Below are 13,119 nucleotides of genomic sequence, written 5' to 3'. Positions count from 1 at the left end.
GAAGCTGGGGAAGCTGGGGGAGCTGGGGGAGCAAGGGTACATTTTCCCTGAGCAAGGTGATGCCATACTTATGAAGGATGCTACCCCATTTCCTTGCACTTTATCCACTGCCCATAAGCCTCAAAGTATTGATGGCTCAGGGTTTCTAGGTTGTGCAGCAAGCTCCACTTATGGGTGAATCAGAAACGATAATGGTAAAACCCACCCCTACACAAAGGCGGGTTTAATCACTTATGGGTGAATCAGAAACGATAATGGTAAAACCCGCCCCTACATAAATTTTCTCAAAGATTAAGATTGGGTTATCAAAGATTAATTAAAAGGAAATCCACTAAAACGATAAAACTTAAGAGTAAGCTTTATGCCTTCACTGATCTGAATGCGTTCAATTGATCAAGACTGTAAGTAACCTCTAACCAACCGATACTCTAGCCGAGCTGTATAAAAGGGAAATCACACAAGAGCAACTTTAGTTGCCACGTTTTCAGGGTTTGATGTCTGAACTTTTGTCGATCGTGTCGGCTGGGAATGCCTCTGTGAGCAGGTTGTAGCTAAATCTTCTCTCAACAGCCGTTGATCATCAAGCCATATTTGCTCAAAACTTTCCCACGAGGGCGCAAAGGGTGGTAGGGCTAAGGAACAAGCTTTCCAATTGGCTTTAACAGGTACGCCAAGTTGCTGACACATACCGCCGCGCCGTCCTTCAAGTTGGTAATAGCGACAAAACTGACAAGCAGACGTTGAGCATTTGAAGGTTTTCATTGGATGTCTTAAAAAATGAACGTTTAATTAGCTGCCTATATCTTCTCAATTTGCATTATTTTTTACTTAAACTATTGATATTTTATTTTTTCTTTATAATTGCTTTATATATAGACACATTTTCGCAAAGAAACAAAACAATCAATTAAGCTTGGTCAGAAACTTGGTAAATTTTTGGTGAAACCCCATGGGGATCAAGCCCAAAGGATAGACCTAATGTATAGTTTGCTACGAAATTTCAGCGGAAAATTAAACTGAGGATGATAAGTTAAACCGATCTGACAAGTCACGATTCATAAGCCGGAGCCAGGTGAGCGACTAACCCTGCCATTGCTTAGTCGCACACAACCCACAAACCTGCCAGCGTTTCAGTTCTCCTGGCGGTGTCGGACAATGGCATTGGGGACAAAGGGGTAAGTTCTGCGATCGCGCCTTAATTTTCGCCGCCCACTGTTCAAATGCCGTTTGGGGTGTAGGCTGTTCCACAGGCGGATCGGCAGACGATGAGACCTCCGGTTCATCCACAAGGCTGGGGTGTTCCGATTCCTCAGTCTGGGGTAAGGTTTGCTCTTGATACCACCATCCCGGCGAAAAACGGATAGTCTCTATCGGCGTGGACAAGCGAGCATTAAGCTGTTTCAAAATAGAACGGCAATTTAAACTCAGATCTTGAGACCAAACCGAACTTGACGTGGCAACATAAAGAATATTCCGGGATAGTGAATGGGGTCTAGTCTGCTGCGCCCTATCTGCACCCACAACCTCAGCCCAACAGTCGCGGATCTGTTGAAATTGCTTTTGACCTTGCCAAAACGGCTGATTATCCAGTGCTTCTACTATATGATTAAGAGATTTCAGCATGAGTATTTATGCTTTCCTATACAGTTATCCTAAACCAACACTATCCTTAACTATTGTCTTCGTGATCACAACGAGCCTCTAACTCAACCCTGCCGGATTAAACGGAAGTTCCCTTCATGAGCCAAAAAACCTCAGCTAAATCATCAACTCCTTCCTCCCCCCTGTCGATTAACCCTGCTTTGCAGACGGCTTTAGGTAGCCTAGACGTGCAACTCGAAGCCGAATTAGCCCGCTATCGACGCCAACGACGGGGACGTAGTATCACATCTCCCCAACTACCGGGACGTTACGCCAAACCGAAATCGGGAGTCAATCAGCTTGAGCCGACAACAGCATCTCCTATTTCTATCGCCCCAGCCGCCGATTCTACGAGTTCTCCCGGAGACATTGATCGGCAATCCTCTTCAGTGAATGGTTCTCCCACACCAGAAAAGAGGGAATCCCCAGACAATGAACCCACTCCACCCCTGTTTCCTCCCCTACCTAGCCAGGAAGCCCCTTTGGTGAAGACTCAGGAGCAAAGCGTTACTGACTTCCCAACCCTAGAGGAATCCCTAGAAGAGGACGGTAAATTAGTTGTCCCAACAACGGATCAGTCTCAGCCAGAAGACTATTTAGAATCCTCAGAAAAACTACGGCAAACATTAGCCGAACAGGAAACCCCAAAGGAATCCCAAAAACCCTCATCGAATAGAATCCTCACTCCCCTCGGTGTCGGTTCGATTTTGCTGTTGCTGGTTTCGAGTGCGACATTGACCTATATTTTTCGGACTAGCCTAGGACTTAATTTCTTAGAAACTGAGACACCCACAACGGTGGAGAATTCAACAGCAACAACGGCTAGTGGGGAAAGTGAATTACTCGGCGTAAATCAACCTAATCTTGCCAGTGATGATGAATTCCCAGACGTTAATATCAATACACTTCCTAATCTGCAAGCCAATCCAACCTCTAGTCCAAGTGCTTCACCCATCGCCCCCATCCCCAATTCACCGCCTCCAGCAGCGGCTCCACCCACGGCTTCAGTCTTACCTTTACCCCAGTTACCGAATCCAGCCTCAAATTTACCATCAGCCCTTTTAACTCCTCCTACCCCACCACCTCCAACGGCGACGCCATCGGTGACACCAAATTCCTCACCCGCTCAACCCGAATCATCGACGAATAAGTCCTCAGAAAAAGCGAATACATCCACCTCGGCTGCACTGAATCCCAACAACGCCGTCTCGAATCTGAGTGATGAGTTCTATTATGTGCTGATTAATTCTAGCGATAGTAGTGTGTTGGAGACAGCCCAAACTATTGTCCCTGACGCCTACGTGGTGAATGTACCCGCAGGGACAAGAATTGCTATGGGTGCCTTTAAACTAGAGTCAGAAGCCAAAACCCTCATCGAGAGGCTTAAACAACAAGGACTTTCGGCATCGATTTATAAACCTGAATGATTGGGGAACGGGGAATGGGGAACGGGCAATGACATAATACATCAGACAAAGAAGCCTGAGATACCATAGGGTTAAAGTTTTCCCCACCCCTAACTACAATGGAGAGCTGCTATGGGATTGATTGAGCGCATCGGGCGAGTGATTCGCGCCAACCTGAATAGCCTGATTGGACAAGCCGAAGATCCAGAGAAGATTCTGGAACAAGCTGTGGACGATATGCAGCACGATTTAATCCAAATGCGGCAGGCTGTCGCTCAAGCGATCGCGTCCCAAAAACGTACAGAACGCCAAGCATCCCAAGCTGAATCAACGGCACAAGAATGGTACAACCGCGCTCAACTGGCACTGTCGAAAGGGGACGATAATTTGGCACGAGAAGCCCTAACTCGGCGACAAACTTATCAGCAAACGGCTCAAGCTCTCCAGGGGCAACTGGGGCAGCAGCGTGAGATTGTTACTAAACTTAAAAAAGATATGAAGACGCTAGAGAGTAAGATCTCGGAGGCAAAAACGAAAAAAGACCTTTTCATTGCCAGAGCACGTTCGGCTCAAGCCTCAGAGAAGATTAACGAGATGTTAGGAAATCTCAACACAGGCGGGACTCTGAGTGCCTTTGAGCGCATGGAAGACAGAGTACATGAACTCGAAGCGCGATCAGAGGCGATCGCCGAACTCTCTAGTGGCGATGACTTGGAAAAGAAATTTAATGCCATAGAAAGTGGCAGTGACGTTGATACAGAATTAGCCTCGATGAAAGCCAACCTAGGTGGCACAACGGAATCGGCAAAATTACCGTCCGCTCAAGCCGGATCAGGTGGCAATGCGGAGATCGAGGCAGAACTGGAAAAACTGCGTTCTGATCTGGATAAATCCTAATGGGTGCCCACAGACGTGCCATGGCACATCCAAGTATTATGAGAAACCGGGTTTCTGGTGAGGATGACAACGAATATCAAGCTTTCACCCAAAGAAACCCGGTTTCTTGACCGATGTCCTAGCAATATTGAGCTGGAAGTTTTTACACTAGATAAATAGCCTCCTGTCTGAATACCATAAATGAGTGTTTCAATTACATTAACCCAGTGCTTTCTCCAAAAGGCAGGAGAGCCTCTATTCCACAAAGTTGACCCCCTAAGCAGATTCCCAACCGTAGAGCCTGCTTGATACTTAGTTTGTACATTCCGAGAGGATAAACAGCGTCATGGGACTATTCGATCGCCTGAGCCGAGTTGTCAGAGCTAATCTTAACGATATGGTTAGCAAGGCTGAAGACCCAGAAAAAATTCTGGAGCAAGCCATTATTGACATGCAAGAAGATCTGGTACAACTGCGCCAAGCCGTTGCCCGATCCATTGCCACCCAAAAACGTACCGAGCAACAATACAATAAAAACCAATCCGAAGCCAATAACTGGCAGCAACGCGCCCAACTTGCCCTGCAAAAAGGGGATGAAAACCTCGCCCGGGAAGCACTCCAGCGTAAAAAAAACCTCGCTGATACAGCCGCTACCCTCAAAGGTCAGCTTGAACAGCAAACGACTCAAGTAGACACCCTGAAGCGTAACCTGATTGCCTTGGAAAGTAAAATTTCTGAGGCGAAGACCAAGAAAGATATGCTTAAGGCGCGGGTGAGTGCTGCCAAGGCAAACGAGCAGTTACAAAGCACCATTGGTCGTTTGGGCACTGGCTCGGCGATGGGAGCATTTGAGCGGATGGAAGACAAAGTGATGGAACTCGAAGCCCGTTCCCAAGCGGCTCATGAGTTGGGTGGTGCTGACTTAGAAAGTCAATTTGCTGCCCTGGAATCGGGGAGTGATGTTGATGATGAGTTGACGGCAATGAAAGCCCAGCTATCCGGTGGTTCTGTCTCTCAGCCAGCTTTAGAAGGTACATCAGAGCAGAAAACTGACTCAGGTGCTGCCCCCAAATCCGAAGTTGACGACGAATTGGAACAACTGCGAAAACAAATCGACAATTTGTAAGCATCAGCCGTCGATTAGCCAGGTCGCGGCAACCCAAGACCTCGGTAGACTACCGACTCGTGTAGGGACGTTGCAGGCAACGTCTCTACATAATAAAGTAGTCATTTGTATTTATGGAAGGTGTTGTGAGCAAAGTAATTGAGATTACCGATCAGGACTTTGAAACCGAAGTCTTAAAAGCCGACAAGCCAGTGCTAGTGTATCTGTGGGCAACGTGGTGTGGACCTTGCCGCCTCGTCTCGCCCTCGGTGAATTGGGCGGCACAGAATTATAGCGATCGCCTGAAAGTGACTAAAATGGAAGTTGATCCAAATCCCGTGACGGTGAAGCAGTACCACGTCGAAGGAGTCCCCTCACTCTTAATCTTTAAAAATGGAGAGGTTGCTCAGTTTCACGAAGGTGCTATTGGTAAGCAAAAGTTGCAGGAAATGATAGACAACGAGCTTTGAGTCTTGTCGGTTGTAGGGGCGGGTTTCACCATTATCGTTTTTTGCCGCCAAAATGTCACTAAACCCGCCCCGTCTGAATTACAAATTATGATTTAAAATTCCCGATTCCCTAACGAATTATTTAAGGGCGGGTTTAGTCCAGTGATCGGTTTGTGGCAAAATGTTATCTGTCAAACCCGCCCCTACACCTCGGCTTCCTGAAGTCAACTAACTAAATCATGCAGTTTGCTCAACGTTTACAACCCCTGCAAGCCAATGTGTTTGCGGATATGGATCAGGCGAAGGCAAAAGCTAAAGCCTTGGGTCAAGATATTATTGACCTATCTTTGGGGTCTTCTGATTTATCGGCATCGGATCATGTCGTTGCCGCTATTGAAACCTCGCTGCATGACCCTAGCACTCATGGTTACTTACTGTTTCATGGGACGCAAGGGTTTCGTCAGGCGGTAGCTAAGGCGTATAGCCAACGATTTGGTGTTCCGGTTGACCCAGAAACGGAGGTTCTGCCTCTGATTGGTTCTCAAGAGGGAACGGCACATTTACCTTTAGCGATTCTTAACCCCGGTGATTTTGCCTTATTGCTTGATCCAGGTTATCCGTCTCATGTCGGTGGGGTGTATTTGGCAGGGGGTCAAATCTATCCGATGCCGCTGTTGGCAGAAAATCAGTTTCTACCCGTTTTTGAAGAGATTCCCGCTTCTGTGCTTGCCCAAGCTAGGATGATGGTGCTGAACTATCCTCATAATCCCACCAGCGCGATCGCACCGTTATCGTTTTTCCAGAAAGCGGTGTCTTTTTGTCGTCAGCATGACGTGGTTCTGGTTCACGATTTCCCCTATGCTGATTTGGTATTTTCCCCAGATGGCACAGCACCCGCCAATCTTAACGCCCTAGCGCCCTCAGTTTTACAAGCTGACCCCGATAAAGAAATCTCGATTGAATTTTTTACTTTTTCTAAATCCTATAATATGGGCGGCTTTCGCATTGGGTATGCGATTGGAAATGCTCAACTGATTAAGGCACTGCGCCAAATTAAGGCAGTGGTGGATTTTAACCAGTATCGCGGAATTTTAAATGGTGCGATCGCGGCACTACAAGGAAATCAAGATGGTGTGCAAGCGATGGTGACTACGTTTCAGAAACGGCGGGATGCGTTTGTGCAGGCGTTAAACCGTATCGGTTGGCAGGTGCCACTTCCCCAAGCGACGATGTATGTTTGGGCAAAATTACCCCAACCTTGGGATCAGAATTCGATTCAATTCTGCAGTCGGTTAGTTGAGGAAACTGGAGTGGCGGCTTCACCGGGGGCAGGATTTGGTAAAGCTGGGGAAGGATATGTCCGCTTTGCTTTGGTGCATGAACCTGACGTGTTAGAAACAGCCGTGCAGCGAATAGCGGGATTTTTGCGATCGCATAAGTAGGGCTTGCTGAATAAGTTTTGTGGTGAGGGGGAGCTGGGGGAGCAATGTAGAGACGCGCCATGGCGCGTCTGGGGAGCCGGGGGAGCAGTCAGGATTTAACCGGACATGATAGTAGGGGTTGAGGCTTAACGATGAGTTCTTGATCCTTTAGCTTGACAAATATCACGAGATAGGGTTACTTCCGGATGCGAACGTTCAAAAACGGGATGATTTTCGAGGCGATCGCACGCCACCCGCAGCCCAGTTTGCCAATCTTGCGGTTCTGGTAAAATCCGCACATCCCACAAGCGTACTGTTTTATCCTGGCTACCACTAGCAAGTCTCTCACCATCTGGACTAAACGCCAGCGATCGCACCGCACCTTGATGTCCCCGTAACGGTTGACCCAAGGGTTGACCCTGAGAATTCCATAAGCGAATTGTACCATCCCCACTACCACTGGCGATCGTTTTCCCATCCGGACTAAACGCCACCGCAAAAACGACTCCCTGATGTCCTCGAAACGGTTCACCAATCAATTCACCTTGACGATTCCATAAGCGTACCGTCCCATCTCGTCCCCCACTGACAATTCTCTCACCATTGGGACTAAACGCCAGGTCGAAAACCACACCCTCATGTCCCCGAAACGGTTTACCCAACAGTTGACCCTGACGATTCCATACGCGAATAGTACCATCCCCACTACCACTAGCAATGGTTTCTCCATCCGGACTAAACGCCACTGTAAAAACGACTCCCTGATGTCCCATAAACGGTTGACTGATGGGATTACCTTGGCGATTCCACACCTGAACGGTTCCATCTTTACCACCACTGACTAGAAATTGACCGTCTGGACTCCAAGCTATTGAGGTGATCCAATCTTGTCCAAAAAACGGCTGACCCAGGGGTTGACCTGGAACCGTCCACAAGCGAATTTTACCCTCCTGGCTACTACTAGCAATCACCTGTCCCTGGGGACTAAAAGCTACTCCTGTCACCTCATCTTTATGTCCGGGTAAGGATTGACGAATTAAATTATCCTGTCGCGTCCACAGATGAACTAAACCATCCTCCGTTCCACTGACCAAGATTTGATTATCAGGATGAAAAGCGACAGCATTAACCGCTGATTCGTGGTCTAAGCGATCGCGTTCTCTCGCTACCTCAATGGCTAACCAAAGACTAGACGCAATCCGCTGATCGACGTGCTGAAATTTAGCATAACTTTGACCCGTTGTTTCAATTGCCAGTAATAATCCCTTAATCGGTTCCACCGGGAGCAAATTTTGGACAGTAGCGGCATTTTTATACAAGTGTTCCCGTTGAGCCATCTGTGCCGTTTTATACCATCGGCTCATCCCCATCCCGCTGGTCAGACTCAATAGCGCGATCGCGAAAATTAATCCTCCCCTAGCTAAACCTCGTCGCGTTCGTTTGTGCTGGAGACTCTGCTGAATCAGGTCTTGTCCTAATGTAGATAAATTGAGATGATCTCGATAATACTCTGCCTCAGTTAGGGTTAATTTCGATAAAATTCGGTTCGGTTTTCCTTGAGTTTGCCACTCAATCGCCGCCGCTTCAATTTGGCGCTGGAGTCTCATCCCGTGGCGTTTTTCTTCGACCCATTGCTGGAGTTTTGACCAATGCTGAATTAGGGATTCGTGAGCAATCGTTACCAGGGTTTGGTTCCATTGTCCGGAGTGAGTAACAATTAAGCCAGCATCGATTAAGTTTTGCATTACGGCTGTTACCGCTTTCGTGGAATGGCGATCGCCAATGAAATGGTTTACCCTATTTGTTGTAGAGACGTTGCATGCAACGTCTCTACAAGGCGCTGTGTTCCCAGACCTAGTATGAGACGTGCTATGGCACGTCTCTACAGATTTGAATCGGTTTCTAGACTTTACTTGAAAACTCAGAATTAACTCAGACGGGTCTACTTGTCGCGCCGTAACTTGACCATTTTCACTTAACTGGATTAACGCCAAAAAAAAGTCTTTGGCAATTTGTTGCTCATTAGCCGACAACGATTGATAAACGCGGTTGGCGTGTTTTTCGATTGCTCCTTCCAGCCTACCCCAACGATAATATTCGGCTACCATTAATCGATCCACTGGACGCCGTTGCCACAGTTGAGTTAACAGAAACTGGAGTAACGGTAAACTGGCAGCATCCTCTAAATCTAAGAGTAGTTGAGTGACTAAATCTGACTCAATCTCTACACCCACTTGCTGGGCTGGCTTAATAATAGCGGTTTTCAATCCTTCCCTGGTCATTGGCGTCACTGTCACCATCAGCGCCTGAATTTTTTGTATTAATTTGGGATAATTTGCACAATGACTTAAAAAATCCGTTCGCATCCCGATAACCAGACAAAGTTGATTATCGGTACGTTCTAGTCCACCCAACAAACAATCAAAAAACTGTTGTCGTTCGGTTTCATCCTGACAACAAGTAAACACCTGTTCAAATTGATCCACCACCAGCACTAACCGTTGCTTTTCAGCCATTGTCCGCACTACAATTCCTAATCCTACTGCCCCCATTTGAATCAGTTTCATGGTTTGGGCAAACTGATACTCGCGTTCTGGGTTATGGGGATTGATGAAGGATCGGGCTAAATTCTGCAGAGGATGTTCACCGGGTTGAAAAATTAAAGTTAGCCATTCCTGAGTTCCAGATAAGCGTTGTCCCCGTTGAAGCTGATGCAAAAGTCCGGCACGAATTAGCGAAGATTTACCACTACCACAGGTTCCGATTACCGCCAAGAAATTGTTGATGCGGATATGTTCGAGGAGTTCATCTGTTACTGTCTCTCGCCCATAAAAATACTGGGGGTCTTCATTTTTGTAGTCAAAATAGGCTAACCCTTTATAAGGACAAAACCGTTCAGGTGCGCTGGGGGGTAAAGCGGGTAAAGATTCTGGATCAGTTTCACGGTTACGGATTAAAAAAATCGGTTTTCCAGCGTTAGCAAAAATTAGGGGTGGGGACAATTGATGAATCAAATCGGTCAGGGTATAGTTGGTCACCCAGCCAGGGAGATGCTTGCTGGAATCGAGTCCTAATAATAGAATGGACGCCAACTGACTATATTTATCCGATTCAGTCGGATTCAGTTGTCGTGTTTGCAAGTTTTCCTTGTCTTCCCATTTTCCCCTCTCCCCATCCCTTTGTGACTGACAGGTGGCGATAAAACAACGACTGTATCCCTGACCCCGATATCCCGGATCAGCTTGGGTGAGGTCAAATCCTTCATCGTTACAATAGCAATCTAACCAAATAATTTGCTCTTTGATTGGACTTTGTTGCAACAAACCACGCAGCCATGACAGAGATAATCCCCAGTTACCGCGATTTGGGTTAATATCGCTGGTGGCTAAGAAACTGGTTGGTCTATCTTGGTGTTTGCAGAGTCCATAGCCAGAGAAATACAGCAGAACCGTATCGGGAATTGTGTTTCCTTCTGGTAACAAGAGTTGGACTAATGCGGCTTCAAGTTGAGTCAGGGTAACTCGAATCGGGGTGGTTACATCGACAGGAGTGTTAAAAGCCGGAAGCAGCCTGAGTTGGACATTACCGCGATCAATCAGGAGTTGCGCGATCGCATCTGCATCCTTCGCCGGCGATGTCAAGTTTTTCAGGTGCTGAGTATCGTAAGTATTAATCCCAACGATCAAAGCCTGTCGATTCATAAGGAGTCGTCAATCCCTGTCAGCAGCATCCCGTTTTCCGGGCGTATTTAACTGATTCAGAGATTTTGCTCCTAGTCAGGACAATTAAGGGAGTTACTTAGAGGATAAGAAGTTCTGTTGAATAGGGATGAAATTCGACCCTACAGGCGGACACATTTTCCCATTATGAAGTAAGTCTCTCAGACAACTACTGTATTTGTCAATAACCGGATTAGCACTCAACGTTTAGATCCCCCTAAATCCCCCTTAAAAAGGGGGACTTTGAAGAATTTATGTTTTTTTGGCATAACAAAAGGATGACAATCTAAGCTAATAAGTTAATATGGATGACCACTAACTGATATTATTGAATCGATATTTTAAAGACCTGTGTTGCTATTTCAAGACTTTCATCCCCTAGTGGCGATCGCAACCACTCCTACCGCCGCCCAAACCCTACAGCCTCTATGCCATACCGCCGGGGCGACGTTGTGGCTTCCTGAGTCTCTTCATCCCTCTGAACAGAACAATAGTCCCACAGCATCGTTCTATCAGGGTTCTCTTAAATCCCATATCGCCTCCCTCTGGCAAAATCATCGCGCTTTTATTTTTGGATTAGCAACGGGGGCGGTGGTGCGCCTTATTGCCCCGCTTTTAAAGGATAAATCCTCTGATCCAGGGGTTATCGTCGTCGATGAAACTGGGCAGTTTGTGATTAGTTTATGCAGTGGACATCAAGGGAAAGCCGATCAACTGACGCGGATGATTGCCCTGCAACTAGGGGCGACTCCTATTTTAACTGGGGGTTCTACAGGGTTAAATTTACCTGCTGTCGATATGGTAGGCATTCCCTTCGGTTGGCAACGGGGTGAGGGAGATTGGACGGGTGTTAGCGCCGCCGTAGCTAAAGGTGAACAGGTTGAGGTAATACAAGAGGTGGGTTCTAGGTTGTGGCAGAAGCACCTTCCCCCAGGACATCCGTTTGTTTTCGATGCTGGCGAACAGAGGGTTGATGCTAACGCCGCCAATCCCAAACCAATTAATGCCCGGATTTGGATTAGTTTTACTCAGCGTCGCTTTTCTCCAGACTCTGATTTACCCAAGGTGCAATGGCATCCACGGGTATTATGGGTGGGGATTGGTTGTGAACGGGGAACATCCAGAGAATTAATCGAAACGGCGATAATTCCAACCTGTCAACGGTATCATCTAGCCCTAGGTGCGATCGCGGGAATTGCCACCATTGATATTAAAGCCTCGGAAGTGGGATTGGTGGAATTTTGTCAAGCCCATGATTTTCCCCTGCGAACCTTTGCGGCGGAGGTATTGCGATCGGTAACGGTGCCTACGCCATCAACGGTGGTGAATCAGGCAGTGGGTAGTCCCAGCGTAGCAGAAGCCGCCGCCTTAGTATGTAGTCAGCGCTTTAGCGCTTGTAGTCAGCGCTTTAGCGCTTCTGGCACTAACGTACCGACTACGAACCTACTGGTAAAAAAACAAATTGTGCGGGCGGATGATCAGCCGGGGGCGGTAACAGTGGCGATTGCGGTGGCACAACAAGAGTATACGGGTAGAATTGGACAACTGTTGTTGGTGGGTATGGGACCCGGACAGTTAGACCAAATAACACCAGCCGCAAAAACGGCACTCTCTCAGGCTGATGCGGTAATCGGTTATTCTCTCTATATTGATTTAATTTCCCCGATTCTGCATCCCGGACAAATTATTGAATCTCTGCCAATTACCCAGGAACGCCAACGGGCGCAACGGGCGATTGAGTTAGCCCAGTGGGGATTAACGGTGGCGGTTGTGTCATCGGGGGATTGTGGGATTTATGGGATGGCGGGATTAGTGTTGGAGGAACTAAAAGCCCAAGGGTGGGATGGGAAGACGCCAAGGGTACAAGTCTTTCCCGGAATTACCGCCCTGCAAGCAGCAGCGTCTCGCGTGGGTGCGCCCCTGATGCATGATTTTTGTGCGATTAGTTTAAGTAACCTGCTGACGCCTTGGGATGTAATTGAAAAGCGGCTGAATGCTGCTGCCCAAGCCGATTTCGTCATTGCTTTATATAATCCGCGATCGCGCACCCGCATCGAACAACTGACAATCGCCCATCGTATCTTACTTGAATACCGTTCTCCCCAAACCCCAGTCGCGATCGTGCGATCGGCTTATCGAGAGGATGAAGAAATCACGCTTTCCACACTTGACAAATTACTCGATATTCCCATTGACATGCTGACCACTGTACTCATTGGCAATCAAAGTACCCGTCTTCACGGAGATTGGATGATTACACCACGGGGATACACCCTTAACGGTTACTCTACTTAGGGGCTGCTGAATAAGTGGTGTGGTGAGGGGGAGCGGGGGAAGCCGGGGAAGCCGGGGAAGCTGGGGGAGCAGGGGGAGCAGGGGAAGCTGGGGAAGCCGGGGAAGCTGGGGGAGCAGGGGGAGCAGGGGAAGCTGGGGAAGCCGGGGAAGCCGGGGAAGCAATGATACATTTTCCCTGATAGCGGTGCAAGGGTATGAAAGGGTTTT

Annotated in this window: 9 protein-coding genes; 6 read left to right on the top strand and 3 right to left on the bottom strand. The window is 47.8% G+C overall.

Annotation, left to right across the window (positions count from 1 at the left end; all coding sequences use genetic code 11):
- Window positions 1-453: 453 nt before the first annotated feature.
- Together RIB93_RS06345 and RIB93_RS06340 are read right to left on the bottom strand one after the other, a co-directional pair.
- A complete protein-coding gene (locus RIB93_RS06345; protein ID WP_446371361.1) occupies window positions 454-762 on the bottom strand; it encodes a hypothetical protein in 309 nt (102 codons plus the stop codon).
- 318 nt (window positions 763-1,080) lie between these two features.
- The gene (locus tag RIB93_RS06340) at window positions 1,081-1,623 is read right to left on the bottom strand and encodes a DUF721 domain-containing protein (protein ID WP_446371359.1); all 543 of its coding nucleotides are present in this window, start codon (window positions 1,621-1,623) and stop codon (window positions 1,081-1,083) included.
- A gap of 116 nt (window positions 1,624-1,739) precedes the next feature.
- Here RIB93_RS06340 and RIB93_RS06335 point away from each other — a divergent pair, with 116 nt between their 5' ends.
- The 5 genes from RIB93_RS06335 (at window position 1,740) to RIB93_RS06315 (ending at window position 6,919) form a co-directional block, all read left to right on the top strand.
- Window positions 1,740-3,068, top strand: coding sequence for a hypothetical protein (locus RIB93_RS06335; RefSeq protein WP_446371357.1), 1,329 nt, complete (start codon window positions 1,740-1,742; stop codon window positions 3,066-3,068).
- Between the two features lie 111 nt (window positions 3,069-3,179).
- Window positions 3,180-3,944, top strand: coding sequence for a PspA/IM30 family protein (locus RIB93_RS06330; protein ID WP_446371355.1), 765 nt, complete (start codon window positions 3,180-3,182; stop codon window positions 3,942-3,944).
- 325 nt (window positions 3,945-4,269) lie between these two features.
- Entirely contained in the window at window positions 4,270-5,049 is a 780-nt protein-coding gene (locus tag RIB93_RS06325) for a PspA/IM30 family protein (protein ID WP_446371353.1), read from the top strand.
- 125 nt (window positions 5,050-5,174) lie between these two features.
- Window positions 5,175-5,498 carry a thioredoxin family protein gene (locus RIB93_RS06320; RefSeq protein ID WP_446371351.1) on the top strand — a complete coding sequence of 108 codons (324 nt, stop codon included), beginning with the start codon at window positions 5,175-5,177 and terminating at the stop codon, window positions 5,496-5,498.
- 218 nt (window positions 5,499-5,716) lie between these two features.
- Complete coding sequence (locus RIB93_RS06315) at window positions 5,717-6,919, top strand: LL-diaminopimelate aminotransferase (protein WP_446371349.1); 1,203 nt, start codon at window positions 5,717-5,719, stop codon at window positions 6,917-6,919.
- Between the two features lie 125 nt (window positions 6,920-7,044).
- On the opposite strand, the gene RIB93_RS06310 is transcribed toward RIB93_RS06315, so the two are convergent.
- A complete protein-coding gene (locus RIB93_RS06310) occupies window positions 7,045-10,599 on the bottom strand; it encodes an nSTAND1 domain-containing NTPase (protein ID WP_446371347.1) in 3,555 nt (1,184 codons plus the stop codon).
- 369 nt (window positions 10,600-10,968) lie between these two features.
- Here RIB93_RS06310 and cobJ point away from each other — a divergent pair, with 369 nt between their 5' ends.
- A complete protein-coding gene (cobJ, locus tag RIB93_RS06305; protein WP_446371345.1) occupies window positions 10,969-12,912 on the top strand; it encodes a precorrin-3B C(17)-methyltransferase in 1,944 nt (647 codons plus the stop codon).
- Window positions 12,913-13,119 lie beyond the last annotated feature (207 nt).

Source organism: Coleofasciculus sp. D1-CHI-01 (assembly GCF_040218875.1).
Taxonomy (GTDB): Bacteria; Cyanobacteriota; Cyanobacteriia; order Cyanobacteriales; family Coleofasciculaceae; genus Coleofasciculus.
Note: the sequence above shows the minus strand (reverse complement) of the source record. Positions and strands in the feature narration are given on the sequence as shown.

What these genes read in the sequence shown, in the direction of transcription:
- RIB93_RS06345 (WP_446371361.1), bottom strand. Translation starts at nt 762, where the DNA reads ATGAAAACCTTCAAATGCTCAACGTCTGCTTGTCAGTTTTGTCGCTAT.
- RIB93_RS06340 (WP_446371359.1), bottom strand. Translation starts at nt 1,623, where the DNA reads ATGCTGAAATCTCTTAATCATATAGTAGAAGCACTGGATAATCAGCCG.
- RIB93_RS06335 (WP_446371357.1), top strand. Translation starts at nt 1,740, where the DNA reads ATGAGCCAAAAAACCTCAGCTAAATCATCAACTCCTTCCTCCCCCCTG.
- RIB93_RS06330 (WP_446371355.1), top strand. Translation starts at nt 3,180, where the DNA reads ATGGGATTGATTGAGCGCATCGGGCGAGTGATTCGCGCCAACCTGAAT.
- RIB93_RS06325 (WP_446371353.1), top strand. Translation starts at nt 4,270, where the DNA reads ATGGGACTATTCGATCGCCTGAGCCGAGTTGTCAGAGCTAATCTTAAC.
- RIB93_RS06315 (WP_446371349.1), top strand. Translation starts at nt 5,717, where the DNA reads ATGCAGTTTGCTCAACGTTTACAACCCCTGCAAGCCAATGTGTTTGCG.
- RIB93_RS06310 (WP_446371347.1), bottom strand. Translation starts at nt 10,599, where the DNA reads ATGAATCGACAGGCTTTGATCGTTGGGATTAATACTTACGATACTCAG.